This is a genomic window from Leucobacter celer subsp. astrifaciens (assembly GCF_001273835.1).
GTDB lineage: Bacteria > Actinomycetota > Actinomycetes > Actinomycetales > Microbacteriaceae > Leucobacter > Leucobacter celer.
Map to the genome: position 1 here is coordinate 116,058 of NZ_JHEI01000134.1, position 25,696 is coordinate 141,753.

At 70.2% G+C, this 25,696-nt stretch carries 23 protein-coding genes and 1 pseudogene; 8 read left to right on the top strand and 16 right to left on the bottom strand.

Annotation, left to right across the window (positions count from 1 at the left end; all coding sequences use genetic code 11):
* Positions 1-163 precede the first annotated feature (163 nt).
* A complete protein-coding gene (locus AMS65_RS04605) occupies positions 164-2,152 on the bottom strand; it encodes a hydantoinase B/oxoprolinase family protein (protein ID WP_157502079.1) in 1,989 nt (662 codons plus the stop codon).
* Positions 2,152-4,191, bottom strand: coding sequence for a hydantoinase/oxoprolinase family protein (locus tag AMS65_RS04610; protein WP_053382998.1), 2,040 nt, complete (start codon positions 4,189-4,191; stop codon positions 2,152-2,154). The genes AMS65_RS04605 and AMS65_RS04610 overlap by 1 nt, the downstream gene beginning before the upstream one ends.
* 174 nt (positions 4,192-4,365) lie before the next feature.
* On the opposite strand from AMS65_RS04610, the gene AMS65_RS04615 reads away from it, so the two are divergent.
* Genes AMS65_RS04615 through AMS65_RS04625 form a run of 3 tightly spaced genes read left to right on the top strand, consistent with a single transcriptional unit; the run spans position 4,366 to position 6,398 of the window.
* A complete protein-coding gene (locus AMS65_RS04615) occupies positions 4,366-5,589 on the top strand; it encodes a PucR family transcriptional regulator (RefSeq protein WP_241489336.1) in 1,224 nt (407 codons plus the stop codon).
* 45 nt (positions 5,590-5,634) lie between these two features.
* Positions 5,635-5,925, top strand: coding sequence for a cupin domain-containing protein (locus tag AMS65_RS04620; protein WP_053382999.1), 291 nt, complete (start codon positions 5,635-5,637; stop codon positions 5,923-5,925).
* On the top strand, positions 5,922-6,398 hold the full coding sequence (locus tag AMS65_RS04625) for a GNAT family N-acetyltransferase (RefSeq protein ID WP_053383000.1): 477 nt from the start codon (positions 5,922-5,924) through the stop codon (positions 6,396-6,398). The genes AMS65_RS04620 and AMS65_RS04625 overlap by 4 nt, the downstream gene beginning before the upstream one ends.
* 139 nt (positions 6,399-6,537) lie before the next feature.
* Here AMS65_RS04625 and AMS65_RS04630 read toward each other — a convergent pair whose 3' ends face one another.
* The 8 genes from AMS65_RS04630 to AMS65_RS04665 form a co-directional block, all read right to left on the bottom strand.
* On the bottom strand, positions 6,538-6,936 hold the full coding sequence (locus AMS65_RS04630) for an acyl-CoA thioesterase (protein ID WP_053383001.1): 399 nt from the start codon (positions 6,934-6,936) through the stop codon (positions 6,538-6,540).
* A 38-nt stretch (positions 6,937-6,974) separates the two neighbouring features.
* A complete protein-coding gene (locus tag AMS65_RS04635; protein ID WP_053383002.1) occupies positions 6,975-8,501 on the bottom strand; it encodes a chlorohydrolase family protein in 1,527 nt (508 codons plus the stop codon).
* Entirely contained in the window at positions 8,498-9,364 is an 867-nt protein-coding gene (locus tag AMS65_RS04640; RefSeq protein ID WP_083451486.1) for an ATP-binding cassette domain-containing protein, read from the bottom strand. The genes AMS65_RS04635 and AMS65_RS04640 overlap by 4 nt, the downstream gene beginning before the upstream one ends.
* Complete coding sequence (locus AMS65_RS04645) at positions 9,361-10,218, bottom strand: ABC transporter ATP-binding protein (RefSeq protein ID WP_241489337.1); 858 nt, start codon at positions 10,216-10,218, stop codon at positions 9,361-9,363. Before AMS65_RS04645 ends, AMS65_RS04640 begins: the two co-directional genes overlap by 4 nt.
* Positions 10,215-11,099 (bottom strand): ABC transporter permease, encoded by an 885-nt coding sequence (locus tag AMS65_RS04650; protein ID WP_083451487.1) that lies wholly within the window; start codon positions 11,097-11,099, stop codon positions 10,215-10,217. Before AMS65_RS04650 ends, AMS65_RS04645 begins: the two co-directional genes overlap by 4 nt.
* Positions 11,096-12,046 carry an ABC transporter permease gene (locus AMS65_RS04655; RefSeq protein WP_241489338.1) on the bottom strand — a complete coding sequence of 317 codons (951 nt, stop codon included), beginning with the start codon at positions 12,044-12,046 and terminating at the stop codon, positions 11,096-11,098. Before AMS65_RS04655 ends, AMS65_RS04650 begins: the two co-directional genes overlap by 4 nt.
* Before the next feature lie 2 nt (positions 12,047-12,048).
* Positions 12,049-13,710 carry an ABC transporter substrate-binding protein gene (locus AMS65_RS04660; protein WP_053383003.1) on the bottom strand — a complete coding sequence of 554 codons (1,662 nt, stop codon included), beginning with the start codon at positions 13,708-13,710 and terminating at the stop codon, positions 12,049-12,051.
* Positions 13,711-13,781: 71 nt separating this feature from the next.
* Positions 13,782-14,846 (bottom strand): amidohydrolase family protein, encoded by a 1,065-nt coding sequence (locus tag AMS65_RS04665; protein WP_053383004.1) that lies wholly within the window; start codon positions 14,844-14,846, stop codon positions 13,782-13,784.
* A 112-nt stretch (positions 14,847-14,958) separates the two neighbouring features.
* Between AMS65_RS04665 and AMS65_RS04670 the strand changes: the two genes are divergently transcribed.
* Genes AMS65_RS04670 through AMS65_RS04680 form a run of 3 tightly spaced genes read left to right on the top strand, consistent with a single transcriptional unit; the run spans position 14,959 to position 17,054 of the window.
* Positions 14,959-15,642 carry a FadR/GntR family transcriptional regulator gene (locus tag AMS65_RS04670; RefSeq protein WP_053383005.1) on the top strand — a complete coding sequence of 228 codons (684 nt, stop codon included), beginning with the start codon at positions 14,959-14,961 and terminating at the stop codon, positions 15,640-15,642.
* Entirely contained in the window at positions 15,629-16,828 is a 1,200-nt protein-coding gene (locus AMS65_RS04675; protein ID WP_053383006.1) for an MFS transporter, read from the top strand. Before AMS65_RS04670 ends, AMS65_RS04675 begins: the two co-directional genes overlap by 14 nt.
* Positions 16,829-16,838: 10 nt before the next feature.
* Entirely contained in the window at positions 16,839-17,054 is a 216-nt protein-coding gene (locus tag AMS65_RS04680) for an SCO4848 family membrane protein (protein ID WP_053383007.1), read from the top strand.
* A 50-nt stretch (positions 17,055-17,104) separates the two neighbouring features.
* On the opposite strand, the gene AMS65_RS04685 is transcribed toward AMS65_RS04680, so the two are convergent.
* Entirely contained in the window at positions 17,105-17,278 is a 174-nt protein-coding gene (locus AMS65_RS04685; RefSeq protein ID WP_157502083.1) for a hypothetical protein, read from the bottom strand.
* Positions 17,279-17,358: 80 nt separating this feature from the next.
* Here AMS65_RS04685 and tagD point away from each other — a divergent pair, with 80 nt between their 5' ends.
* Positions 17,359-17,757, top strand: coding sequence for a glycerol-3-phosphate cytidylyltransferase (gene tagD / locus AMS65_RS04690; RefSeq protein ID WP_053383009.1), 399 nt, complete (start codon positions 17,359-17,361; stop codon positions 17,755-17,757).
* 246 nt (positions 17,758-18,003) lie between these two features.
* On the opposite strand, the pseudogene AMS65_RS04695 reads toward tagD, so the two are convergent.
* The 4 genes and pseudogenes from AMS65_RS04695 to AMS65_RS04710 all read right to left on the bottom strand — a co-directional run bounded on the left by AMS65_RS04695 (position 18,004) and on the right by AMS65_RS04710 (position 22,604).
* Positions 18,004-18,784, bottom strand: a pseudogene (locus tag AMS65_RS04695) (amino acid ABC transporter ATP-binding protein).
* Positions 18,781-19,827, bottom strand: coding sequence for an amino acid ABC transporter permease (locus tag AMS65_RS04700; protein WP_053383010.1), 1,047 nt, complete (start codon positions 19,825-19,827; stop codon positions 18,781-18,783). Before AMS65_RS04700 ends, AMS65_RS04695 begins: the two are co-directional and overlap by 4 nt.
* An 8-nt stretch (positions 19,828-19,835) precedes the next feature.
* Complete coding sequence (locus tag AMS65_RS04705; RefSeq protein ID WP_053383011.1) at positions 19,836-20,744, bottom strand: ABC transporter substrate-binding protein; 909 nt, start codon at positions 20,742-20,744, stop codon at positions 19,836-19,838.
* A 225-nt stretch (positions 20,745-20,969) separates the two neighbouring features.
* Positions 20,970-22,604: an amidohydrolase gene (locus tag AMS65_RS04710; protein ID WP_083451489.1), complete on the bottom strand. Its 1,635-nt coding sequence runs from the start codon at positions 22,602-22,604 to the stop codon at positions 20,970-20,972.
* A gap of 243 nt (positions 22,605-22,847) precedes the next feature.
* On the opposite strand from AMS65_RS04710, the gene AMS65_RS04715 reads away from it, so the two are divergent.
* On the top strand, positions 22,848-25,094 hold the full coding sequence (locus tag AMS65_RS04715; protein WP_083451490.1) for an acyltransferase family protein: 2,247 nt from the start codon (positions 22,848-22,850) through the stop codon (positions 25,092-25,094).
* Here AMS65_RS04715 and AMS65_RS04720 read toward each other — a convergent pair.
* Positions 25,083-25,511, bottom strand: coding sequence for an MmcQ/YjbR family DNA-binding protein (locus AMS65_RS04720; RefSeq protein ID WP_053383013.1), 429 nt, complete (start codon positions 25,509-25,511; stop codon positions 25,083-25,085). The two genes, AMS65_RS04715 and AMS65_RS04720, sit on opposite strands and share 12 nt — an antisense overlap.
* Positions 25,512-25,696 lie beyond the last annotated feature (185 nt).

The following is a 25,696-nucleotide window of genomic DNA, read 5'->3' on the forward strand; positions in this document are numbered from 1 at the left end:
GGGGCCGGGCGATACCGAGCCGGTGCGCCACTTGCGCCGCACCGACAATTCATTCTGAAGAGCGGGACCGCTGAAAAGTATTGTGCAAGGGCCGGAAAACGGGTCGACCTCTCTGTCGCATGCACAATACTTGCCAGCGGATCCCCGCTCATCGGCCGGGGCGTCAGCCCCAGTGGCCCGCCGAGCGGCGCACCATCTGCTCGCGGTGCTGGCGGGTGGTCTCCTCGAAGAGCTCACCGGTGCCCCAATCGAGGATGACGCCGTGTCTGCGGATCACGTCGAGCAGGTCGAGCCCGCCGGCGCGATATCTCTCGGCGATCTCCTCGGGATCGGCCTCGAGCCAGGCTGCGCGATGCTCGCGGATCCAGGCGCGCTTCGCCTCGGTCGCTTCACGATCGATCTCGTACTGATCGAGTTCGGGATCGATCGGCACGATCACCACGCCGTAGTCCTCGGCGGCGCGCTCGAGCGAGACGTACTCGTCGATGACGTCCTCGAGCACCTCCTCCGGCGTACGGTCGAGCGGATCGCCGAACCCGCCGCCACCCGCGGAGGGGCGGTAGAAGGTGTCGCCGGGCTGCACCGGCACCGAGGAGAAGATCGAGCCGAGGAACTGCTCGCTCTCCGTGTCGCGATTGAGCCAGACGCCGTGGGGAATCGACGGCAGGCCTCCCTCGATGCCCCAGGTGATGGATCGCGCCCGGTCGCAGCAGTAGCTCATCACCGAGGTTTCGGCATCGGTGAGCGTGCCGCCCTTCTCGACGCCGCAACCACCGCGGAAACGGCCTGGGCCACCGGAGTCCGTACCGATGCGGTGCATCGTGGTGAGCACCGGCGTGAGGCGCTCCTGGCCCTCGCAGGCCTGCACCGCGAGGCCGACCCCGAACACCGGGGCGGTGGCGCTCGAGCCGTCCTTCGAGGAGCGGCCGCCCCAACCGCCGGCCATCCAGTCGTACCACATGAAGTACGGCTTGCTCTCGCTGCGGGCATCGCGCCCGCCGACGAGCAGATACTCCAGGTTGAAGGCGCAGGCCATGGCCCGCTCGGGCATCAGCTGCGACCAGATCTCGAAGATGCCGTTCATGAGCTTCTCGTACGGCCCCGAGCAGAAACCGGTCACGGCGTAGGGCCAGCCGGCGTTGACGACCGTGCCCTCGGGGCCGATCTCCGCGGTGACAGCGGCGTAGAAGCCCGAGTTGAGGGGCACATCCGGGAAGAACGTCTTCGTGCCTGCGTAGATAGCCGAGAAGGTGGTGCCGTACCCGGAGTTGAGGAAGGTATCGACCACGTCGGCGCTGCCCTCGAGGTTGTAGTGGATCCCCTCCCCGTCGAGCGTCATCCGGATCTTGATCGGCACCAGCCCCTCAGGCTTGCCCGGATCGAGGTCGAGGTAGTCGACCGTCTCCCAGGTCCCCTGAGGCAGCTCTGCGAGGCGGCGGCGCACCGTTCGCTCCACATAGTCCTGGGTCTCCTGCATGGCGAGTTCGACCGTCTCCGTGCCGTAGCGGTCGACGAGACGCAGCACCTCCCTCTCGCAGACCGCCGTCGCCTCGGACTGCGCGTGCAGATCGCCGAGCGCTTGCTCGGGGGCGCGGGTGTTGGCGACGAGCAGCTGGGCGACGTCGTGCAGGAAGATCCCCTTCGACCAGACGCGGATCGGGGTGATCCGCAGCCCCTCGCCGAAGTGCTCCGACGCCGAGACGTCGAAGGAGCCGGGCACCTTGCCCCCGATGTCGGCCCAGTGGCCCTTGTTCTGCGCGAAGGCGATGATCCGGCCCTGGGAGAAGATGGGGCGCACGAACGAGACGTCGTTGAAGTGGGTGCCGCCGCGGTACGGGTCGTTGATGGCGAACACGTCGCCCGGGTTGATGTCGTCGCCGAACTGCTCGATCACAGCCTTCGCCTGGAAATGCAGGGTGCCGACGTGCACGGCGATATCGCCCGATCCCTGCATGACGGTGTTGCCCGAGGCGTCGCACAGCGCCGACGAGAAGTCGCGGGAGTAGATGACGAAGGAGTAGCAGGTGCGCAGGATCTGCTCGCTCATCAGGTCGACGCTCGTGGCGAAGGCGTTCTTGAGCACCTCGAACGTCACCGGGTCGAGTGCGGTCTGCCGCTCGGAGGCGCGGGTCAGCGTGGTGGTGTCGCTCATCAGTGGATCTCCTCGAGATGGATGCGGATGTTGAGCCATTCGTCGATCTCGGCCCGGGTGTACGGAGGCACCACCGTGGTCGAGTCGAGCTGATTGATGATCGCCGGGCCGCTGAACTCGGTTCCTGCGGCGAGAGCGTCGCGATCGTAGACCGGAGTGTCGAGCCAGCCCGTGACGCCGAAGTAGACGGGGCGGCGCTCGGCGGGGGCACCGGGGCTCTGCTGCACCGGTTCGGCCGGCCGGAACGAGGGCTTCGGAATCTTGCCGACCGCACCCAGATGCAGCTGGTACACCTCGACGGGAGCGTCATCCTGGCGGAACGCGAACTCGCGCTCGTACTGCTCGTGGAAGGTGCGCACGGCCTGCGCGAGTGCGCCGGGCCCCGATCCCATCGGCACCTGCAGCGAACGCCACTGCCCCTGGTAGCGCATGGAGATCTTGCGCTGCAGCATCGCGTTCTCCTCGGTGACGCCCTCGTGACGCAGCCGCGCGGACGCCTCGGTCTCGAGCGTCACGAACGCCTGCTCGATGCCCTCCTCGTCGGCTCCCGAGGCGAGGCCCGCATACATCTGCGCGAAGTCGTGCTGAATGTCGACGAGCAGGCAGCCCATAGCCGAGGTGACACCGGGGTTCGGCGGTACGACGACGGTGGGAATGCCGAGCTCGCGGGCCACGTCGGCGCCGTGGAGGGCGCCCGCGCCGCCGAAGGCCAGCAGCGCGAAGTCGCGGGGATCGTATCCGCGGCGGATCGACACCAGCCGCACGGCGTCGGCCATGTTCGCGTTGGCGACGGCGACGACGGCCTGGGCCGCTTCCTCGAGACCCATCCCGAGCGGCTCCGCGATGACCCGGCGGATGGCGCTCTCCGAGAGCGACCGGTCGAGCTGCTTCACGCCTCCCGCGAGCGACGTGCCGAGGCGCCCGAGCACGACGTTGGCATCGGTGTTGGTGGGCTGGTCGCCGCCGGTGCCGTAGCAGGCGGGTCCGGGATCGGCGCCCGCCGACTGGGGACCGTTGCGCAGCGAGCCCGCGATGTCGATGTGAGCGAGAGATCCGCCTCCGGCGCCGATGGTGAGCACCTCGATCGAGGGGAAGATGATGGGGTGGCCGTACTCGACCTGCCACTCCTGCGAGACGCGCAGCTCTCCGTCGGCGACGAGGGCGATGTCGGTGGAGGTCCCGCCCATGTCGAGACTCACGGCGTTCTCGTACCCGCACTGCTGCGCGATGTGCTTCGCCGAGATCGCTCCCGCGGCGATGCCCGAGGCGGCGAGGCGCACCGGGAACTTCTCGACGAGGCGCGGCGTCATCGACCCGCCGCCGGAGTGGAGCAGCAGCAGATCGCCCTGGTAGCCGCCCTCGCGCAGACGGCCGGCGAGCCGGTTCACGTAGCCGGAGACGAGCGGCGCGAGCACCGCGTTGGCCACTGCCGTGTTGAAGCGCGGGTACTCGAAGATCTCGGGCAGCACCTCGGCGGAGGTCGAGACCGTCGCGTCCGGGATCACCTCCTCGAGGATCTCCCGCATGCGGGTCTCGTGCGCCGCATTGGCGTACGAGTTGAGGAAGCAGACGGCGATCGTCTTCACGCCCCGGCGCTTCAGCAGTTCGGCGACGCGGCGGGCCTCGCCGTCATCGAGGGGCGTGATGGTCTTGCCGTCGTAGTCGACGCGCTCGGAGACCTCGAACCGGTCGCGGCGCCGGATGTACGGTGCGGACACGTCGTTGTAGGCGTCCCACAGGTCGTCCTTGGTGCCGTCGCGGATCTCGAGCACGTCGCGGAATCCGCGGGTGGTCACCAGGGCCGCAGCGGGGAAGTTGCGGGTGATGAGCGCGTTGGTGGCGACCGTGGTGCCGTGCGAGAACAGCGCCACCTCGCTGAGGTCGATCTCTCCGCGATCCACGCCGTTCATCACCGCGATCATCGGATCGTCTGGGGTCGACGGGACCTTGGTCACGCGCATCTGCTGGGTGTCATCGTCGAAGATGCAGACGTCGGTGAACGTCCCTCCGACGTCGACTGCGACACGGACACTGCTCATGGGCTCCTCCTGGAGTTCGTCGTTGAGTTCCGGATGCCTTCCAGATTCGCCCTCCGCATCAGCAGGGTCACTAGAGAATGCGAAGCTTTCCGCGGATCCCATTGTAGAATCTCCAAAAATCGGATGGTATCCGAGTTCGAAACCTCCTGTTCACACAAGACCCCGAGGATTACCGTGACTGCTCAGCCCACGACGCTCACGGAGGTCGAGCGCCTCCGCACCACCCTCGACATCACGAACGCCCTGCTCTCGGCCGTCTCCTCAGCCGATCCCGTGCACGCGCTGACGTCCCGCCTCAGCACCCTCTGCCGGGGTACCGCGATCATCTACGACTTCGAGGGCACGATGGTCGCGAGCGTCGGCGAGGCTCCGGCGCAACTCATCTGGAACGAGGTCTCGGCCACGCACCGACGCGAGCTGTCCATCCCGATCGGGCGGTGGCACGTGCGCACCCGCCGCGTCTCCCTGCGCGACGGCGTCCACGTCATCGCGCTGGCCAGCCGCGGCGCCGAGACCCTCGACCAGATCGGCGAGCTCCTGCTCGACACCGCCGAGCGCCTGCTCGGCGCCGTGCACGGCATCCAGTACGGCGCGACGCAGCGCGACCGCCGCGACAACGAGCAGCTCATCGCCTCGCTCCACGACGGCATCCTGCCCGCGCGCGAGCACCGCTTCTGGAGCCAGCTCGCGCAGTTCCGCTTCCCCGCCTACGCTCCCGTGCGCGCACTCGAGCTCGCGCCCGCCGAAGTGCCCTCCGCGAGCGAGGCGCACGTGACGCAGCTGGTCGTCCGCGCCCGCTCGGACGATCTGCCGTTCCTGACCATGCTGCGACGCGTCGATATGGATTCGCCCTCGACCATCGCGGCGATCGTTCCCGACTCGACGGCGAGCGAGCAGTGGATCGAGGCCGTCTCGCGGCACTTTCTCGTCGGCGCCTCGGCGCCGTTCTCCGCCCTGTCCCAGGTACCCGTCTGCGTGCGGGAGGCCGAGACCGGGCTCGGCATCGCCCGCCAGTGGGCCTCCGCCTCCGAATCGCCCTCGACGCTGGGACCCGTGCTCATCGATCGCATCGACCTGACGACGTGGCTGCTGTCGCACGTCGACCCCCGCCAGCTCGAGGAGCGCATCGCGCGCACGCTCGCACCGATCGCCTCCCGGCAGCTGCGCGACACCCTCACCACCTACCTGGCCGCCGAGCAGAACATCGCCCGCACCGCCGAAACGCTCTTCGTGCACCCCAACACCGTGCGGTATCGCCTCGGCCGCATCGAGGATGCGATCGGCATGCCCATCACCTCGGCGCTGGCGCTGACCAACCTGGCCCTCGCGCTCCACCCCGAGCTCATCGGCCGCTCGGCGGAGCTGAGGAGGAGCCCCTCCGAACAGGCGGCCCCGTAAGCTGAGGACCGGCACCGTACATCCAGGACAACGTCGAGGAGGATCATGAGCACCGGATCTCAGGGAGACATTCAGCTCGAGAACGAGCACTTCCGCGTCACGCAGTGGACCATCCAGCCGGGCGGGGTGATCCCGATGCACCGGCACGACCACGAGTACGTGGTGGTGCCGCTCGTGACCGACACCATGCACGTGGTGAACGCCGACGGCAGCGAGATCGCGGCCCGGCTCACCGCCGGGCAGAGCTACACGCGGCCCGCCGGCTCGGAGCACCAGGTGGAGAACCGGGACTCCTCGGCACCCGTGGTCTTCGTCGAGGTGGAGCGGCTCGCATGAGCGGGGACACGACGACGGGTCGGGTCGGCGCCTCGGTCAGGTTCGTGGCCGAGAGCGATCGCGAGGCGTGGGAGTCGCTCTACCGCGGCTACCGGGACTTCTACGGGAAGCCGCACGATCCCGCGGTCTACGAGACCGTGTGGGCCTGGCTCATGGATCCCGCGCACGAGAGCCGGGGCCTCATCGCGGAGGTCGACGGCGCACCCGTGGGGCTCGGGCACTTCCGCCGTTTCGCCCGCCCCATCGATGGCGGGCACGGCCTGTATCTCGACGACCTCTTCACCGCGCCCGAGGCGCGCGGCACGGGCGCCGCCTCCGCGATCCTGCTCCGCCTCGCCGAGATCGCCCGCGACGAGGGGGCGGCCCTGGTGCGCTGGATCACCGCCGAGAGCAACACCACCGCACGCAGCCTCTACGACCGCCTCGCCGCGCAGACCCCCTGGGTCACCTACGATCTGCGGCCGGCCGAGTAGATCTCGCGGGGCGAGCGCCGGTCGAGCACGCGGGGCGAGGTCGAAGCCGGTTGAGCGAAGCGCAGCGGAGTCGAAACCCCGAGGCGCGTCGGTTTCGACTCGCTCCGCTCGCTCAACCGGCGGCGGCGGGGGGACGCGCTCACCCGCGCAGGCGCTCGGTGCCCCCGGTGGCCGCCGTGCGGCCGTGCACGATGGGGCGGCCCTCCCCGTCGACGGCCACGAACACGATGCTCTCGAGCGTCAGCACCTCCTGCCCGGTGACCGCGTTTTCCACGCGGCACGCGAGGGTGATCGAGGTGCGCCCGAAGCCGACAACCCGGTACTCGAGCTCGAGCAGGTCGCCGCGGTCGGCGCGCGCCGAGAAGTCGATCTCGGACATGTGCCGCGTCACCACGTCGATCGTGCCGAGCTGCGTCACCGCGACGATCGCGGCCTCCTCGTCGACCCACTGCAGCAGGCGCCCGCCGAAGAGCGCACCGTGCTGGTTGAGATCCTCGGGTTTGACCCACTTGCGCACGATGTGCCGGTAGTCGCTCATGCCGGCAAGCCTACGCGTCGCGGCAGCGATGACCCTGCTCAGCCGCGCGGGAACACGGGCGGGAACAGCTCCGCCTCGGTCGAGCCGCCGGGTCCGGCGAGCGCGTCGCGCTCGGGGTAGGCGGCGCGCAGCTTCTCGAAGATGCGCTGCCCCTCAGCGCGCAGCATCCGAGCGTCGAGCCCCGGGATCTCCCCGTCGCGCATCACCGTGCGGCCCGCGACCATGCTGAAGTGCGCGTCGCGCGCGGTGCCCGCGAGCGTGAGCGTGCGCACCGGGTCGTCGATCGCGCCCGTGCGCAGATCCACCAGCGAGAAGGCGACGAGATCGGCCGCGGCCCCCGGCGCGATGCGGCCGAGGTCGGGGCGCCGCAGTGCCCGCGCACCGCCCAGCGTGGCCGCCTCCACGTACTCGGCGAGCAGGCCCCGGCCGAGATCGCCGTACTGCGCCTTGGAGAGCTGCACCCCGGTGTCGATCGCGCGGATGAGGTCGGGCGGGAACGAGTCGGTGCCGAGCGCCGTGTTCACCCCGGCATCGAGATACTGCGACAGCTTCTCGAGCCAGAACGCGTAGCGCGCATTGGTGAGCGGGCAGTGCACGATGCTGGCGCCGGCCGCGGCGAGCCGGGCGAGGTCGCCGCGATCCTCGCCGTGCACGTCCGGATGCACGTCGAGGTAGACGCCGTGGGCCAGGATCAGCCGGTCGTTCAGCAGGCCGCTGCGCTCGAGCAGACCGAGCGGGGTGGCGCCGCGCTCGCGCCGCAGGATGCCGATCTCGGAGTCGAGCCCCTGCGTCGCGTGCACGCGCACGAGCACGTCGCGCTCGGCGGAGACGCGCCCGGTCTCGGCGAGGATCGAGTCGCTCACGGTCTCGACGCGGCACGGCACGAGCACGCCGGTGACGAGCGGATCGTCGAGCGCCGCGGCCGTGTCGAGGAAGCGCACGGCGTCGGCGAACGCCGCCTCGCCCTTCGCCTCGTCCCAGTGGATGCCGCGCGACCCGTCGGCGCGGGTCACGTGCACGCCCGAGCGGTAGGAGGGGCCGAGGAAGGTGCGGATCCCGAGCCCGCTCGCGGTGCGGGCGGTGTCGAGCAGGTCGTCGTGGGTCTCGGCCCAGGCGCCGTGGATCTCGGTCGAGATCGGCATCGCGCTCGTGATGCCGTGCAGGATCAGCTGCACGAGCCCGTACCGCCGCAGCGTGCTGCGCTCGGCCGGCGTCAGCACCTCGCGCGGCGCCTGCGCGTACGCCTCGGACCACTCCAGGCGGGCCTCGTGCTGCGGCCCCCACCAGGAGTCGAGCAGCAGGTGATCGATGTCGACGAGCCCCTCGAGATCGATGAGCCCGGGCATGAGCAGGCTCTCGCCCAGGTCGATCGTCTCGTCGGCCCCGGCCGCGAGGTCGGTCGCGGCCGGCCCCTCGGCGACCGCCTCGATCCGCGAGCCGCGCACCAGCACCACGCCGTCGCGCAGTTCGACGAAGCCCGGCCCGCCCGGCCGGTGCTCGTCGAACGCGATGACGAAGGCCGCGCGGAGGGCCGCCGTGCGCGGAGGGCCGGGATCCTCGCTCACGATGCGAGCTTCTCCCGGCGCACCGGCTTCCATCCCGGCCCGGGCACCGCCGCGCGCAGCGCACGCGTGTACGGGTGGGTCGGGTTCGCGAGCAGCTCGGCGGTGACGCCCGCGTCGACCACCCGGCCGTTCTCCATCACGATCATGCGATCCGAGATCTGGTTGACCACGGCGAGGTCGTGCGAGATGAACAGGTAGCTGATCCGCCGCTGCACCTTGATATCGGCGAGCAGGTTGAGGATCTGCGCCTGGATCGACACGTCGAGCGCGGCCACCGCCTCGTCGAGCACGATCACACTCGGGTCGGCGGCGAGCGCGCGGGCGATCGCCACCCGCTGCCGCTGCCCGCCCGAGAGCTCGCGCGGATAGCGGTCGAGGAAGCGGTGCGGCAGCCCGACCGAGTCCAGGATCTCCTGGGCGCGGGCCCGCAACTCGCTCGCGGTGGCGCGACCATCGCTGTGCAGCCGGAGATTCGAGAGGATGACGTCGCCGATCCGCTGTCGGCCGTTGAGCGACGAGTACGGATCCTGGAACACGTACTGCACCTCGCGGGCCCGGCGTCTGCGATCCCGCAGGTGCTTCGGCGGCGCGGAGCGATCCTCGCCCCCGACCGTCACGGTGCCGGAGGTCACCCGCTCCAGGCCCACGATCATGCGCGCGACGGTGGTCTTGCCCGATCCCGATTCGCCCACGATCGCGAGGCACTCGTCGCCGAAGAGATCGAAGGTCACGCCGTCGACCGCGACGACGTCGCCGGTCCTGGCCCCGCGCGGGGCGGGAAACACCTTGCGCAGATCGGTGACGCTGATGACCGGATCCGAGCCGGTCGCGGGCGCGGCTCCCCCGCGGGTTCCACTCGTCATTGCGCGTTCCTCGCCTTCAGTTCTTCGTGCAGTTCCAGGTTGTACTCGAGCACGGGCAGCCGGTGCAGCCGCTCGTCGATGCTCGGGCGGGCCCCCAGCAGCTCGATCGTGTAGGGGTGATCGGGCGCCTCGTACACGTGCGCGCCCTGCTCGACGATCTCGCCCGCGTACATCACCGCGAGCCGATCGCAGCAGGCGTTCGCGAGCTCGAGGTCGTGTGTGATGAAGAGCAGCGACAGTCCGCGGGCGCGGCGCTGCTCGTCGAGGATCGCCATGACGTCGGACTGGGCGGTGACGTCGAGCGCGGTGGTCGGCTCATCGGCGAGGATCAGCTTCGGCTCGGCGAGCAGCACGCTCGCGATCATCACCCGCTGCAGCAGGCCGCCCGACAGCTCGTGCGGGTACTGCCGCAGGCGGCTCTCGGGGTTGCGCACGCCCACCTCGTCGAGCAGTTGCACGGCCCGCCGCTCGGCCGCGTCCCTGGCGACCCCCCGATCCCGCACCAGCGCTTCGGTGAGGAAGTCGCCCACGGTGTGCACGGGGTTCACGTGCGCCCGCGGATCCTGGAAGATCATGCCGACGTCGGCGGCCCGGTACCGGCGCAGACGATCGCGGTTCATGCCGAGCACGGATTCCCCGTCGAAGCGGATATCTCCCCGCATCTGGAAGCCCTTGGCCAGCATCCGCATCACCGCGCGGGTGGTGAGCGACTTGCCCGAGCCGGACTCGCCGACGAGGCCGAGCGCCTCGCCCCGGTCGAGGGTCAGGCTCACCCCGTTCAGCAGGTCGAGCCGGCGGTACTTGGTGACGAGGCTGGCGTGCAGATCCTCGATCTCGAGCAGCGGCGCGCTCATCGGATGCTCCTTGCGTTCGAGGTGAGGCGGTCGCCGATCACCGTGATGCTCCAGACGATCAGCACGATCGCGAGGCCGGCGCTGACCGCTTCGAGGGGCTGACCCCGCAGCACCGAGTCGAAACCGCTCTTCACCATGAGGCCGAGGTCGGCGGTCGGCGGCTGCACGCCGAGTCCCAGGAACGACACGGCGGCGAGATCGATCACGGCGAAGCCGAGCGACGACACGGCCTGCGCGACCACGATCGGCTGCACGTTGGGCAGGATCTGCCGCAGGCTGATCCCGATCCCGGACTGCCCCTGCAGCCAGGCGGCCTGCACGTAGGGCATGCCGCGCTCGCGGAGGGCCGCACCCCGCACGACGCGGGCGACGTAGGGGATGTAGCCGATGGAGAGGCCGACGACCACGGTCATCAGGTTCGGGCCGAAGATCGCGACGGCGATGAGGCCGAACACGATGCCGGGCACCGAGAAGAGCACGTCGAGCACCCAGGAGATGACGGTGTCGACGCGGCCCCGGTTCCAGGCCGCGATCAGCGCGAGCGCCGTGCCGATCACGGTCGAGATGAGGATCACCAGGGTCGGCCCGAGCAGCGTGATCCGGGCTCCCCACATGAGGCGCGACAGCAGGTCCCGGCCGAGCGCGTCCGCGCCGAGCAGATGCTCGGGGCTGGGACCCGACAGCGACGACAGCAGATCCGGGTAGTCGGGATCGTAGGGAGCGAGCACCGGCGCGAAGACGGCGACGAGTACGAAGACCGCCAGTACGCCGGACGCGACGATGCCGGGGACTCCGAGCCTGCGTGCGAGCAGGGTCAGGCGGCCCGGATCCTGAGCAGCGGCTCGGGTGAGCGCGATCTGTGTGGTGCGCGGCGCGGTCATTGCTTGCTCCCCAGCTGGATGCGCGGATCGATGAGGGTGTAGAGGAAGTCGACGAGCGCGTTGATCACCACGAAGGCGACGACCAGCACGAGGATGACCGCCTGCACGACGGCGAAGTCGCGCTGCAGGATGGCGCGCACGAGCAGCGAGCCCAGCCCGTCGAGGGCGAACACGTTCTCGATCACGACGGCGCCCGCGATGAGCGTGGCGATCGTGAGGCCGAGCACCGTGGTGATCGGGATCAGCGCGTTGCGCAGCACGTGCCGGCGGATGATGATGTCGGAGCGCAGGCCGCGCGCGACGGCTGTCTGCACGTGCTCCCGGCCCTCCTCCTCGAGCACCGAGGCCCGCGTGATCCGCGCGAGATACGCGGAGCTCGCCACCGCGAGCGCGACCGCGGGAAGCGTCAGATGCACGAGCGTGTCGAAGCCGCCGCGACCGCTGCCGTTCGTGGGGAACCACCCGAGCCCCACCGCGAAGACGCTGATGAGCACGACGCCGATCACGAACGACGGGGTCGCGAGTCCGAGCGTCGCGAGCGTCGTCACCACCTGATCGGCCCAGCCGCCCTTCAGGGAGGCGATCAGGCCGAGGCCGATCCCGACGATCGCGATGATGATGGTCGCGAGCGCGATGAGCCCGGCGGTGGTGCCGATGCGTCCGCCGATGAGGTCGGTCACATCCTGCCGGTACACGATCGAGTGGCCGAGATTGCCCTGCACCACATCGCCGAGCCAGGCGAAGTACCGCAGGAAGAACGGGTCGTCGAGGCGGTACTGCGCGGTGACCCGCGCGACCTGCTCCGGGGTCCCGCCCCGGGGCCCGAGCACGAAGCTCAGCGGGCTGCCCGGGGCGAGATACATCAGTCCGAAGACCGCGAAGGAGGTCACCAGCAGGACGAGCAGCAGGCTGCCCGTGCGCCGCAGGAGGAATGACGGGATGGACACGCTTACTCCACGCCTCCGATGGTGGCGGCCCACGGGTAGCCGAGGTAGGCCGAGGAGGCGATCGCGCCCGAGATGCGGTCGTTCTGCACGAGGATCACCGGCAGGTCGCCCATCGGCATCCACGGCAGGTCGCGCATGACCTTCTCCTGCGCGGCGATCGTGTAGCCCGCCCGCTCGACCGGGTCGAGCGTCTTCCGCGCGTCGGCGAGCTCCTGAGCGGCCCCGTCGTACTTGATGAAGTTGTTCGAGCTGTCGGGCGTGAAGGTGGTGAGCACGTCCAGCGGGTCCGTCACGTTGCCGTAGTAGGTGGTGAAGAAGCCGTCGAGCCCCTCGCGCGCGGTGGGATCGAAGTAGAGGTTGCCGAACTGCTCGACCGGGATGACCTTCGTCTCGATGGTGAGGCCGATGGCCTGGCCCGCCGCCTGGATCAGGTTCGCGGTCTGCTCGTGCACGGCCGACGAGCCCTGCACGCCGAGCACGATGGGCGCGGAGACATCGCCCGCCTCGGCGAGGAGCTCCTTGGCGCGCTCGATATCGGGCTGCACCTCGAAGCCCTCATAGGCCGCCTGGAAGAGCTCGGCGGCCTCGCCGGTTCCGAAGTACGAGGGGCCCGTGAGCACCGGCGACGGGATCGACGTGCCCTGGAAGACGACGTCGGAGATGGCGTGCTGGTCGATGGCCGCGAGGAGCGCCTCGCGCACCTTGGGGTTCGAGAACGTGCCCTCGGGCTGGATCGCGCGGAGCGACCAGAAGATGTAGGACTCGCCGAAGGTGATGCTCGCCTCGCTGCCCTCGAGCTGGCTGAGGCCGGCCGGCGGCAGGTAGAAGAACTGACCGTCGACGTCGCCCGAGCGGAGCGCGTTGATGGCGGTCGACTCGTCGGCGATGAAGCCGAAGGAGAGCTGCTCGACCTGGGGGATCAGGTCCTCGTCCCAGTAGTTCTCGTTCTTGACGAGGGTGATGGCCTTGCCCGGCTCCCAGCTGTCGAGCGCGAACGCCCCCGAGCACATGAGGCCGCCCTGCGGGGTGCCGAACTGCTCGCCGGCCGCCTCGGCGGCCGCCTGGGAGACGATCGCCCCGGCCGCGCTCGACATGCCCTGGGCGAAGAGCGCGTCGGGCTGCGTCATTTTCACGGTGACCTGCGCGTCGCCGGTCTTCTCGACCGATGCGACGTTCTCGAAGTAGTCGGCCCAGTAGGTGGGCGAATCGGCGCCGACCTGGCGGCCCAGCGAGAAGGCGACATCGTCGGCCGTGACGGGGGTGCCGTCCCAGAAGGTGGCGTCCGCGCGCAGCGTGTAGACGTAGGTGGTGTCGTCGGGGGTCTCGACCGACTCGGCGAGCGCGTTCTCGATCTCGAGATCCGGGGTGATGCGGGTGAGGCCCTCGCAGAGGTTGGCGACGACCGTGTTCTCCGCGTAGTTGAAGGTGAACATCGGGTCGATGGACATCGGCTCGTAGGGCAGGTTCCAGGTGACTCGCTCCACCGGCTGGGTGCCGGGCTCGGTCGTGGTGGCGAGGCTGCCGCGGTCGACGTCGAACGCGGCGGCGGCACCGCCCGAGCCGGAACCCGCGCCGGCGCTTCCGCCTCCGCCGCCCGAGCAGGCGGTGAGGGCGAGCGCGGCGGCTGCCGCGGCGCCGATGAGGGTGAGTGATCGTTGGGACACGGGAAACTCCTTCGTTTCGGAGGTCGGGTGGTGCGGTTCGGTGTGGTTCGGGTCGGGGACGGGGTGGTGGGTCAGGAGGCGCGGGCGACGTCGCGCCCGTTGCGGATCACACGCAGCGGGGCGGGGCGGTCCACGACGAGCTGCGCGAGGCTCTCCGCGGCGAACTCGAGGCGCGTACCGCTCTCGGGCCCCGCCCAGTCGGAGATCTCGGGAAGCCCGAGCATCTCACCGCCGGCGGTGCCGGCCAGGCGGAGGGCGCGCTCCAGCTCGGCATCGGTGATCGCGCCGGTGCGGTAGGCGAGCAGGTGCGCGCGATCGACCATGCTGCCCGTGCCGAACGGACTCCACGAGTCGCGCACGCCGTCGGATCCGAGCGCGAGGCGCACCCCGTGGCGCTCGAACAGGTCGATATCGGGCACGGGATCGGGGCCGAGCGCGCAGCTCGCGATCCAGATCCCGGCCTCGGCTACGCGGTCGAGGGTCTCCCCGAGGCTCGGCAGCCCGGGGTCGCAGAGCGCGAAGGCGTGCCCGATGGTGACGCGCCCCTGCCGTCCGCCCGCGATCGTGCGCGCGGCGATCTCGCGGATCTGAGCGAGACCGTCCTCTCCGCCGTCGTGCAGGTGGATGTCGAGGTCGCGACCGGCACGATCGGCGAGACCGAAGACGGCGTCGAGGTGGCCGTGGAGATCGCCCTCGAGCCCGCCGGGATCGATGCCGCCGACCAGATCCGCGCCGCTCTCGAGCGCCGCGGCCATGGCCTCGAGCGTGCCGGGGTTGGTGAGCAGGCCGAACTGGGGGAAGGCCACGATCTGCACCGTGAGGTGCGGGGCCAGGCGCTCGGCCGCCGCGCGCACCCCCTCGACGTTCGCGGTGCCGAGCTCGCTCGACACGTCGACGTGGGCGCGCATCGCGAGCGTGCCGTTCTCGAGCGCGTGCGACAGCAGCGCGTGAGCGCGATCCTCGACGCTCCTCTCGAACGCGAACTGCGTCGCGCGATCGTTGTCGATGAGGTCCTGCAGCGTGGCCGCGGGACGCCGCGACATCCAGGGGCCGCCCCACGTCGTCTTGTCGGGGTGGATGTGGGCATCGACCAGACCTGGGGTGCAGAGGGTCTGCCGCGCGGGGGTCGCCGTCATTGGTGAGCCTTTCTCGTGTCGATCGCCGTCGATGCGGCGCTGGGGGTGGCGCCGAACGACTCGTCAGACATATGATAACCATACAAGCTACCCGATCTGCAAGGATGTACACGTGCGCCAGATTCAACGACGATCTCTCGTCGACACCGTCGTCGACGAGTTGAAGCGCGAAATCGCCCAGGGAAGCTGGGGGGTCGGCGACCGGATTCCCTCGGAGGCCGAACTCACCGCGACCCTCGGCGTCAGCCGCCCCTCGGTGCGCGAGGCGGTGCGATCGCTCGTGCAGCTCGGCCTGCTCGAGACCCGGCAGGGCGACGGCACCTACGTCGTGGCCACCGACGCCACGCAGGTCGCACTGCGCCGCGCGCTGCGCTCGGCCGACAGCCGCGAGGTGATTCGCGTGCGGCGCGCCCTCGACGCGCTCGCGGCACGCGAAGCGGCGGAGTTCCGCGGCGAGACCGACCTCGCGTACCTCGCCGAGCAGCTGCGCCTGCGGCGCGCCGCCGTCGAGGCCGCCGACACCGCCGCCTTCGCCGAGGCCGACCTCGCCTACCACCTCGGTATCGCCGAGGCCTCCGGCAACCGCCTGCTCACCGATATCTACGCGAGCTTCGACGGCTCGATCCGCGAGTCGGTCGCAGATGCCTCCTGCCTTGCGCAGGGAGGCGACCCAGACCGCGCAGACCTGCACGAGGCGCTCTTCCGAGCGATCGATGCGAGAGACCCCGACGCGGCGCAGGCCGCGGCCCTCGGTGTGCTCGAGCAGCAGGAGCGGTTGCTCGATGAGCACCCCTGAGCGCCGTCAGGGTATCGCCGCAGGCGTTCTGATCCTCGCAGTCGGCCTCAGCGTCCGCTTCCCGATCACCTCCGTCTCACCGCTCCTCGGCGACATCGCCGCCGCCTACCGCCTGCCGGCCGCGGGCCTCGCCGTGCTCAGCGCGATCCCGGTGCTGCTCTTCGGCCTCGCCTCCCCCCTCGCCCCGCTGCTCGTATCGCGGTTCGGGCTCACGCGCGCGATCTCGCTGCTGCTCGCGGTGCTCGCGGCGGCGACGCTGCTGCGGCCGCTGTCGGCGCCGCTGCTCTTCGCCGGCACCGTCGTGATCGGCGGCGCCATCGCGATCCTCGGCATCCTCGCACCCCAGATCATCCGGCACTCGCTGCCCGCCAGGGGCGGCTTCTGGACCGGGGTGTACACCACCTCGTTCGGGGTCAGCGCGGCGGCCGGCGCCGCCCTCGCGGTGCCCCTGCTGCACCTGCTCGGCGACCGGGTGGCCGTGGCGCTCATGAGCTGGGGCATCCCCCTGCTCATCGCGCTCGGGCTCGCACTCGCGCTCGGCCCACGGCTCGAGGCCGGACCGATCGCGCGCGGGGCCGCGAAGAAGCTCGGGCACGGTTCCGTGTTCCGCGCCAGGGGCATCTGGCCGGTCACCGGCTTCTTCGGGTGCCAGGCGTTCATCTACTTCTCGCTCACCGCGTGGCTGCCCACCATCGCGGCCGACCGCGGAATGCCGGCGTCCGAGGCCGGCCTGCTGCTCGCCTGGATGAGCGTCGCCGGTCTCCCCGCCTCGCTGATCGCACCCACGCTCGCCGGTCGCCCCCGGCTGCGCACCAAGCTGATCGTCGCCGTCGGGGTGCTGTCGCTGCTCGGGATCGTGGGGCTCGCGCTCGGCCCGCTCCCGCTCGCCCCCCTCATGGTGGCCGTGCTCGGCATCGCGCAGAGCGCGGCGTTCGGGCTGGCGATCGCGCTCATCGTGTTCACCGCGCCGAGCGTTGCGCAGACCGCCGCCTTCTCGGCGACGAGCCAGGGGATCGGGTACGCCGTCGCCGCGCTCGGCCCGCTCCTCCTCGGGGTGCTCGCCCACGCCGGCCTCAACTGGTCGTGCATCGTGCTGCTGCTCGCGGTGGCCTCGGCGGGCGAGCTGGTGTTCGGCGTGATCAGCGCACGCGCGTCGACCGGCGAGGAGCGCACCGGCCGCGCGTAGACTGGTGCGCATGGTCGTCTTCGCGGGAATCCTGCTGCTGGTGAACGCCGTCTACAACGCCGTCGTGTGGCCGCGCTTCTGGACCCGCGTGGCCAAGGATCCCCGGGCGCGCGACGAGCAGGGCCGCCCCACCCGCTTCCTCACGGTGCACGCCGTGCTGATCGGGATCGCGCTGCTGATCGCCCTCGTGTCCGCCGTGGCGGGGGTCATGCTCCTCGTCGTCTGAGCGGGCCGGTGCGCGCCGGTGCGCGCCTCCGCTCGAGACCAGGGGCGCTCTTAATCGTCCGAGTCGTCGTCATCGTCTCCGTGCGGCCGCCCCGATTCGAGGTGGGTGGCCGGACCGAGATGCGAGGCGCCGCCCTCGTCCACCCACTCGTGGCCGAGTTCGTCGTTGTGGGCCGGATCCGATTCGTGATCCGGAAGCCTGCGATCGCCGTCGGTCTGCATCATGCCTCCCTGCATTCGCGGGCCACGCGAACGCGGCCCCTCTGTTTCCAGGGTACGCGTGCGGTGCGGCTTACGATAGAGGGATGAAGCGGATCCTGACCTACGGCACCTTCGACCTCCTGCACTGGGGGCACATCCGCCTGCTGCGTCGCGCTCGCGCGCTCGGCGACTACCTCGTGGTCGCGGCGTCCACCGAGGAGTTCAACGCCGGCAAGGGCAAGAAGACCTATCACGACTTCGAGACGCGCAAGAACATGCTCGAGGCCGTGCGGTACGTCGACCTCGTGATCCCCGAAGAGGCCTGGGACCAGAAGATCCGCGACGTGCAGCGGTACGAGATCGACGCTGTGGTGATGGGCGGCGACTGGGAGGGCGATCCGCGCTTCGAGATCCTGCGCGACTACTGCGAGGTCGTCTACCTCGATCGCACGGAGGGCGTCTCCACCACCAAGATCAAGAAGGATCTGGGGGTCAACGCGTAACGGCGTCGGAGGCCGGCCGCGGCCGAGACGGCTGCGGCGCACCCTGCGAACAGCGAGAGATCACTGTTCGCTTCACGAGCGCGGGGGTCGAGGCCTCGCTACTGCCGGTTGAGCGAGCTCCGGGGGCGCGTTCGGTAAGCGAACCCTGGCCGGGTCTGGCGGGAGCGGCCGATGAGATCGTTCACGATCTCATCGGCCGCGGATGGAGGGGTTCGCTTACCGAACGCGCACCCCAGGGCGTGACCCCTACAGCACCTTCGAGAGGAACGCCTTGGTGCGCTCGCGCTGCGGGTTGGAGAGCACCTCGGCGGGATCGCCGGCCTCCACCACCACGCCGCCGTCCATGAACACCAGCTTGTCGGCCACCTCGCGCGCGAAGCCCATCTCGTGCGTCACGACGATCATCGTCATGCCGCTCTCGGCGAGCCCCTTCATCACTTCCAGCACCTCACCCACGAGCTCGGGGTCGAGCGCCGAGGTGGGCTCGTCGAAGAGCATCAGCTTCGGGCTCCATGGCCAGCGCGCGTGCGATGGCCACGCGCTGCTGCTGACCGCCCGACAGGTGCGCCGGGTAGTAGTCGTAGCGCTCCGCGAGCCCCACGCGCGCGAGCAGTTCCATTGCGCGCGCCTTGAGCTGGGCCTTGGAGCCCTTCTTCAGCAGCGACGGCGCGAGCATCACGTTCTCGAGCGCCGTCATGTGCGGGAACAGGTTGAAACGCTGGAACACCATGCCGATGTCGCGGCGCTGCTTCGAGGCCTCGCTCTGACGCATCTCGTAGAGCTTGTCGTCCTTCTGGCGATAGCCCACCACCTCGCCGTCGACCGCGAGCCGTCCGGCGCTGACGCTCTCGAGGTGGTTGATGCACCGCAGGAAGGTCGACTTGCCGGAGCCCGAGGGCCCGACGAGGCAGAGCACTTCGCCGCGCTGCACCTCGAGCGAGATGGACTTCAGCACCAGATTCGAGCCGTACGCCTTCGAGACGGCCTCGGCCTTCACCATCGGCGTGTCAGTCGCGTGGATGTTCATGCGCCACCCCCTCCGGGTCGACGGTGCGGTGGAACGATCGTGTCTCCGCCTCCGGATTCGGGGTACGTGGGGTGCTCACCCTCGTCTCCGGAGACACCGACCACGCCGATCGCCGCGGTCTCAACAGTCGGCTTCATCACATCGGGCCGCTGCGCCACACCTCGCGAGAAGTGCTTCTCGATGTAGTACTGGCCCACCATGAGGATCGAGGTCACAACCAGGTACCAGATGGACGCCACGATGAGCATCGGCACCGGCTTGTACGTGACCGCAGCGATGTCGCGCGTGCGGGTGTAGAGCTCGAGCGTGAACGGCACCGCCGTGACCAGCGAGGTGGTCTTCAGCATCGAGATCACCTCGTTGCCCGTCGGCGGGATGATCACGCGCATGGCCTGCGGCAGGATGACGCGGGTCATCGTGTGCCCCCAGCCGAGGCCGAGGGCGATCGACGCCTCCTCCTGGCCCTTGTCGACCGAGAGCAGACCGGCGCGCACGATCTCGGCCATGTAGGCCGCCTCGTTGAGCGCAAGACCGATGATCGCGAGCGTGAAGTAGCTCAGCAGATCCTTCGTGGTGAGCGAGATCATCGCCTCGGTGAACGGGATCCCCAGATCGATGGTCTTGTACACCACCGGGACCATGCCCCAGAACACCAGCTGCACGTACACCGGGGTGCCGCGGAAGATCCACAGGTACACCCACGACACCGAGCGCACCACGGGGTTCGGCGACAAGCGCATCACCGCGAGCGAGACGCCCAGGATGATCGCGATGATCATCGAGTACACCGTCAGCTGCAGCGTGTAGCCGACCGCCGAGATCACGCGGCTGTCGAAGAGGTACTGCGCCACGACATCCCACGAATACAGCGGACGGTTGAACGCCGCGTCGTAGATGAAGAGGCCAGCGGCGAGAACCAGCACCACGGCAAGCACGGTGCGCCCCGGGTGCCGCAGCTTGATCGCCTTGATCGGCTCCGACTCGGCGTGGCCCTCAGGCTGCGGGGCGCCGTGCCCCGCAGCCTGCGATCCTGCACTGCTCATGGCAGTGCCTACTCGGTCGCCGCGTTGACCGTGGCCTCGTCGAGCGCACCCGACTCGACGCCGGCACCCTCGAGGATCTCGAGGTAGGTGCCGTCGTCCATCAGCGACTGCAGCGCGGCCTGAACGGCCTTCGTCATGTCGCTGCCCTTCGCCGTGGCGAAACCGTAGGGCGCGGCGTCGAAGACCTCGCCGACCGACTCGAGCTGATCCGACAGCTTCGCGACCGCGTCACCCGTCACGGGGAGATCGGCGGAGAAGGCGTCGGCCGAACCGCTGATGACCGCGTTGGTCACCTCGGGCTGCCCGTCGTAGGGCAGGATCTCGATGGGATCCTCACCCGCGTCGACGCAGGCCTGCGACTTGGCGGGCAGCTCGTCGGTGTGCTGCACGGTGGTCGCCTGGACCGCGATGGTGAGACCGCAGGCGTTGTCGGGGTCGACATCCGAGCCGATGGGGGCCGCCCACAGGCTGCCCGCGTTCAGGAAGTTGACGAAGTCGACGGTCTTCTGACGCTCGACGGTGTCGGTGAACGAGGAGGATCCCATCTCGAGCACGCCCTCCTCGATGCGGGGCAGGATGCTGTCGAAGCCGAGGATCTCCCAGTCGGGTTCGAGACCGAGCTTGGCGGATACCGCCTCGGCCAGCTCGACGCCCCAGCCGACAGGGTTGCCGTCGGCGTCCTTGTACTCGTTGGGCGGGTACTCGGCGTCGGTGCCGATGCGCAGCACACCGGAGTCCTTGACCTCCTCGGGCAGCAGGTCGACCGCAGCCTGATCCGGCTGGATCGCGCTCGAGCCGGAGCCCTCACCGGTGGAACCGCCAGTTGTTCCCCCCTCGGACTCTGCGTTGTTGACGCATCCGGTCAGTGCGAGCACGGCGGCAGCGGCGAGCGCGGGAAGCGCGTATCGAATCTTCATTGATCCCTCCAGTTGGGAAGAGCGGGCAGGAACCCGGTGTGCGGTCTTGCAATCTCGCTCCGAGTGTACTGTGCGGAAGTATCGGATCAGTTACAGAGTCTCTACCCGGGTCCATACCTGCACTGGAGCCGACTCGTCACGGCCGCGGATTTCCGCGCAGCCGCGCGCCGGGCAGGAAAGGTAACGTTCCGATTAAGGCTGGTGCCGCTGAGATCGGCGGGAGGATCAATGCCCGTCGAGCAGGCCGTCGACGGCGGTCGCCAGTACACGTGCAGCGCCGAGCGTTTCCGCGTCTGCGCGGCACGGATCGACGTCGACCACCGCGAAGTCGGCCAGCAGGCCCGGGCGCAGTGCACCGACCTCGTGCTCGCTGCGCAGCTGCCACGCCGCGTTCGAGGTGTGCGCCCGCAGCGCGTCGAGGCGGGTGACACCGGTGCCGCCGTCGAGGCGGCGGCCGGTGCGGGAGGTGCGGGTCTCGGCCACGGCCATGTTGCGCAGCGGCTCGCAGGGCGTGACAGTGCCGTCGTTGTGGAACGTCGCCCGGTGTCCGGCCGCGAACGCGGCTCCCGCGTCGGCCCAGGCCGAACCCCGCTCGCCGAAGAGGTCGTCGACGAGCACGTCACCCCAGTAGGTGATGTGGTCGACGAAGAGGCTCACGGTCACCCCGAGCTCCGCGGCGCGGCGGAACTGGGCGGGGGTCATCAGCCCGCAGTGCTCGATGCGGAAGCGATGATCCCGCAGTCCGAAGCGCCCGATCAGCTCCTCGTAGGCGTCGAGCGTGCTGGCGACGGCCACGTCGCCGTGGGAGTGGCAGGCCAGCTGCCAGCCCTCCCCCGCGTACTGCGCACCGATGTCGATGAGCTGCTCCGTCGTGTAGTTCGCACGGCCGACGTGCCCCGGTTCGAGACCCAGGGCTCGGGTGACGGCGTTATCGAGGTAGGGGAACGAAGCGGCGATGTTGCCCACCCAGGGCGAGCCGTCGCTCCACACCTTCGCCCCCACCTGGCGCACCCAGGCGTCGCCGTTGTCGAGCGGTGCCGTCGCCCGCGCACCGGGACGCGACATCTCGTAGCCGCGCACGCGCGCGGGCAGCCGGCCCTCCGCGTGCAGCCCCGCGAGCAGCGGGCCCAGATCCTCGGTCCAGGTGAGATCGGCGATCGTCGTAATACCGCGGCCGCGCAGATCCGCCAGGTGCGCCGCCATCCGCTGCGGCAGCTGAGCCTGCGCGGCGCCCAGCACCGGACCCGCGATCCGCATCACCGCCGCGGCCTCGTAGGCCACGCCGCTCAACCCGCCCGCAGCGGTCCTGCCGTACGACGCACCGGCAGGATCCGGCGTGTCCCGATCGATCCCGGCCTCCCGCGCCGCCGCGGTGTTGAAGTACGCCGAGTGCAGGGAGTTGTGCACGATGACCAGCGGGGTCTCGCCCGCGACCGCGTCCAGCTCGTCGATCGTCGGCGGCACGAGCCCCCGCTGCAGCAGCGGGTCCCAACCGTTGGCCAGCACCCGCGCGGGCCGGGGGTCGGCGGCGAGCGCGGCCCTGATGCCCTGCCACACGGCGTCGGCGCTCTCGACCGTCACCGGCCGGATGTCGATCACCCCCTCACCGAGCAGCTGCGCCGACTCGGAGGGGTGGCCATGAGGTTCGATGAGGCCGGGCACGGCCCACCCCTCGCCGAGATCGACCCGCTCGGCGTGCGCCGGCGCCGGCACCTCGTCGCGCGATCCGATCGCCGTGATCCGGCCGTTCTCGACCAGCATCGCCTCCGGCGCTGACGCGGGGTCGGCGTGCTCGCCGACGCAATCGAGATCGGTGCGCACGAAGCGTCCGGTGAAGTAGCGCGTCGTCGGATCCGCCATCGGACACCGTCCTCTCGTCAGCGGGGATCGCCTCCCCGTGTCCTTTGTATCGGGTCCGCGGACCGGGCGACAGTGCTTCGGCCTTGTCGCGGTGCTCGCGGACAGCGCTTCTCAGTCCCATCCGAGTACCGAGCGCTTGCTCGCCTGTCAAGCCCTGGCGCCGATACCAAATCGTTACCTAAGCTGGAAGCGTCACCTGGACGCGACAGCGCACGACGAATATACGACGAGCACGCGAAGACCATGAGCAGCACGGATCACCCCCGCCCCACGGCGACCCCGGCCGACCGGGAGCGCCGAGGGAGCGAGCCCGCTCGAGGCAGCGGCCCGGGCTCCTCCTCCCGGCAGCCCGGCCCCCGCGCTGTGCGCCGCGACATCCAAGGGCTCCGAGCGATCGCCGTGGCGCTGGTGCTCGTCTACCACCTCTCACCCCAGAGCCTCTCGGGCGGCTACGTCGGCGTCGACGTGTTCTTCGTCATCTCGGGCTTCCTCATCACGGGGCAGCTGCTGCGCGAGGCCGAGGCGAGCGGACGCATCGACCTGCCCCGCTTCTGGGCGCGGCGCGCGCGGCGCCTGCTGCCGGCCGCACTGCTGGTGCTCACGGTCACGCTGCTCGCGGTGTGGCTCGTCGCACCGCGGGGCTTCCTCCCCTCCTTCCTCGTGCAGGTCGCCGCGTCGGCCGCCTACGTGCAGAACTGGGTGCTCGCGGGGCAGTCCGTCGACTACATGGCCGCCGAGGCGCAGGTGTCGCCGGTGCAGCACTACTGGTCGCTGTCGGTCGAGGAGCAGTTCTACATCCTCTGGCCGCTCATCGCCGTGCTCGCGGCGGTGCTCACGGCACGAATCGCCGCGCGAGCCGCGGCCCGGCACGGCTCAGCACCGTGCTTCCGCACCGTCCTCGCACTGCTGGTGGGCGGCATCGCCGTCGCCTCCCTGGTGCTCTCGGTGGTCACCACGGCGAGCGATCCCTCGCGCGCCTACTTCGTCACCACGACCCGCGCGTGGGAGTTCGCTGCGGGCGGGCTCCTGGCCTGCCTCGCCGCCTCGCCAACTCGTCCTCTCGATCGCCTCGATCCGCGCCTGCGCGCACTGACGGCCTGGATCGGCCTGGCGGGCATCGCGGCCGCCGCGATCCTCTACACCGACACGACGCCATTCCCGGGCTACACCGCGCTGCTCCCCGTGCTCGCCACCGCACTCGTCATCGCCGCGCAGGAGCCGGAGACCGCCTGGTCGCCGCGCGCGTTCCTGGCGATGCGCCCCATGCAGTGGCTCGGCGACGTCTCCTACGGCGTCTACCTCTGGCACTTCCCGCTCATCGTGCTGCTGCCGTTCGCACTCGGCAGGAGCCTCGGCCTCGCCGGTGCCGCGGCGGTGATCGCGGCGACGCTGCTGCTGGCCTGGGGGTCGAAGGTGCTCGTCGAGGATCCGTTCCGCACCGGCTTCTCGCGCACCTGGCCCAACGGCCGCGCCATCGCCATCACCTCGGCCGGCATGGCGGCGATGCTGCTCTTCTCGCTCGCCGGAGTGCAGGCCGCCGACCGCGCGGTGGAGGCGGAGCGGGTCCGGATCGCCGCGGCGCTGCAGGATCCGGATCCCTGCCTCGGCGCCACGGCGCTCGAACCCGGCTCCGGCTGCGAGGCGACACCCGAGCAGCTGCCGATCCCGGAGCCGGCGCTCGCCGATAAGGCTCCCGAACGCTGCCTGGGCGACCAGGAGGGCAGCGAGCCCGAGGTCTGCGAGTACGGCAGCGACCGGCCCGACGCCGCGCGCACCGTCGCCCTGGTGGGCGACTCGCACGCCGAGCAGTGGCTGCTGCCGCTCGACCGCGTCGCGCGGCAGCAGAACTGGAGGCTCGTGGTGATGGCGAAGGCCTCGTGCCCCTTCACCGCGGCGGAACGCGATTTCGTGACCTCGCCGGAGGCCGAGAACGAGAAGCTGCGCGCAGACTGCTCCGAGTGGAACGACCGGGTGCTCGAGCAGTTGGCGAGCGACCCGAGTATCGACACCGTGATCACCTCCGCCAAGTCGACCAACCGCGTGGTGCCGCGGGACGGCAGGAGCTGGCGCGAAACCGCGGCGCTCGCCTACGAGGAGCAGTGGGACGAGCTGCCGGCTTCAGTGGAGCAGGTGATCGCGATCCGAGACACTCCCCAGCTGCCGAAGGATGTGCTGCAGTGCGTCACCGAGCAGGGTGAGCGAGCGGCGCAGGAGTGCGCGGTGACCGCCGCGGAGGCGATCCCCGAGGATCCGCTCGCGGAGGCGGCGGGCGCGGCGGAACAGGTGGAGCTGGTCGACCTGAGCGGCTACTTCGTGGTCGAGGACGCGGTGCCGCCCGTGATCGGCGGCGTGCTCGCGTTCCGCGATTCGCACCACCTCAGCTGGGCCTATGCCGAGATGCTCGCCGACCCCCTGGGCGAGCAGGTGCGCGAGGCGCTGAGCGAGGAACCGGGCGAGGATCCGAGCACCGACGCGGAGTCACGCACCTGAGTCCTCCTCGGCGAGCCCGTGCTCGGCGAGCCACTGCCGCGCGAGGCGCTTCGGGATCCGGCTCAGCCAGGCATCGACGATCAGCTCGCGCAGCAGCTCGGGATCGATGACGTCGAGGCGGGCCAGCACCGCCGGATACCCGTCGAAGTGCGGGATCGTGAACAGCAATTCGGGGAAGCCCTCGAGCAGCGCCGCCTTCGTCTCCGCGCCGTCGACGCGGATCCCCAGCACGACCCCGGGCGGCCACTCGCGCCCCAGGGCTGCCAGTTGCGCGAGGTCGGTCTTGCCCGGCGGGCGCTCCCAGACCACGGTTCCGCGCTTCGTGCGCCAGACGGCGCCGCCGCGGTGCCCGTCGATCTGCTCGAAGACCTCGGGCAGCGCCAGGGCGATCCGGCGCACCTCGTCGAGCGTCGTCATGCGGTCAGTGTAGCCCTCGCCCGATCCTGCGCGAACCGCTCCCGGGCTGCGCACGGCTCCCGGCCTGGGCACGGCCAGGTTGAAACACCCCTGCGAAAGATCTGCGATCTGCACCAGATATGCCGGGTCCAGCCCGGGAGCCCATATCTTCTGCAGATCGCAGATCTTTCGCGGGCCGGCGGGCC

Coding starts and splice junctions, on each gene's coding strand:
- AMS65_RS04605 (WP_157502079.1), bottom strand. CDS start 2,152: ATGAGCGACACCACCACGCTGACCCGCGCCTCCGAGCGGCAGACCGCA.
- AMS65_RS04610 (WP_053382998.1), bottom strand. CDS start 4,191: ATGAGCAGTGTCCGTGTCGCAGTCGACGTCGGAGGGACGTTCACCGAC.
- AMS65_RS04620 (WP_053382999.1), top strand. CDS start 5,635: ATGAGCACCGGATCTCAGGGAGACATTCAGCTCGAGAACGAGCACTTC.
- AMS65_RS04625 (WP_053383000.1), top strand. CDS start 5,922: ATGAGCGGGGACACGACGACGGGTCGGGTCGGCGCCTCGGTCAGGTTC.
- AMS65_RS04630 (WP_053383001.1), bottom strand. CDS start 6,936: ATGAGCGACTACCGGCACATCGTGCGCAAGTGGGTCAAACCCGAGGAT.
- AMS65_RS04640 (WP_083451486.1), bottom strand. CDS start 9,364: ATGACGAGTGGAACCCGCGGGGGAGCCGCGCCCGCGACCGGCTCGGAT.
- AMS65_RS04645 (WP_241489337.1), bottom strand. CDS start 10,218: ATGAGCGCGCCGCTGCTCGAGATCGAGGATCTGCACGCCAGCCTCGTC.
- AMS65_RS04650 (WP_083451487.1), bottom strand. CDS start 11,099: ATGACCGCGCCGCGCACCACACAGATCGCGCTCACCCGAGCCGCTGCT.
- AMS65_RS04665 (WP_053383004.1), bottom strand. CDS start 14,846: ATGACGGCGACCCCCGCGCGGCAGACCCTCTGCACCCCAGGTCTGGTC.
- AMS65_RS04675 (WP_053383006.1), top strand. CDS start 15,629: ATGAGCACCCCTGAGCGCCGTCAGGGTATCGCCGCAGGCGTTCTGATC.
- AMS65_RS04680 (WP_053383007.1), top strand. CDS start 16,839: ATGGTCGTCTTCGCGGGAATCCTGCTGCTGGTGAACGCCGTCTACAAC.
- AMS65_RS04685 (WP_157502083.1), bottom strand. CDS start 17,278: ATGATGCAGACCGACGGCGATCGCAGGCTTCCGGATCACGAATCGGAT.
- tagD (WP_053383009.1), top strand. CDS start 17,359: ATGAAGCGGATCCTGACCTACGGCACCTTCGACCTCCTGCACTGGGGG.
- AMS65_RS04700 (WP_053383010.1), bottom strand. CDS start 19,827: ATGAGCAGTGCAGGATCGCAGGCTGCGGGGCACGGCGCCCCGCAGCCT.
- AMS65_RS04705 (WP_053383011.1), bottom strand. CDS start 20,744: ATGAAGATTCGATACGCGCTTCCCGCGCTCGCCGCTGCCGCCGTGCTC.
- AMS65_RS04710 (WP_083451489.1), bottom strand. CDS start 22,604: ATGGCGGATCCGACGACGCGCTACTTCACCGGACGCTTCGTGCGCACC.
- AMS65_RS04715 (WP_083451490.1), top strand. CDS start 22,848: ATGAGCAGCACGGATCACCCCCGCCCCACGGCGACCCCGGCCGACCGG.
- AMS65_RS04720 (WP_053383013.1), bottom strand. CDS start 25,511: ATGACGACGCTCGACGAGGTGCGCCGGATCGCCCTGGCGCTGCCCGAG.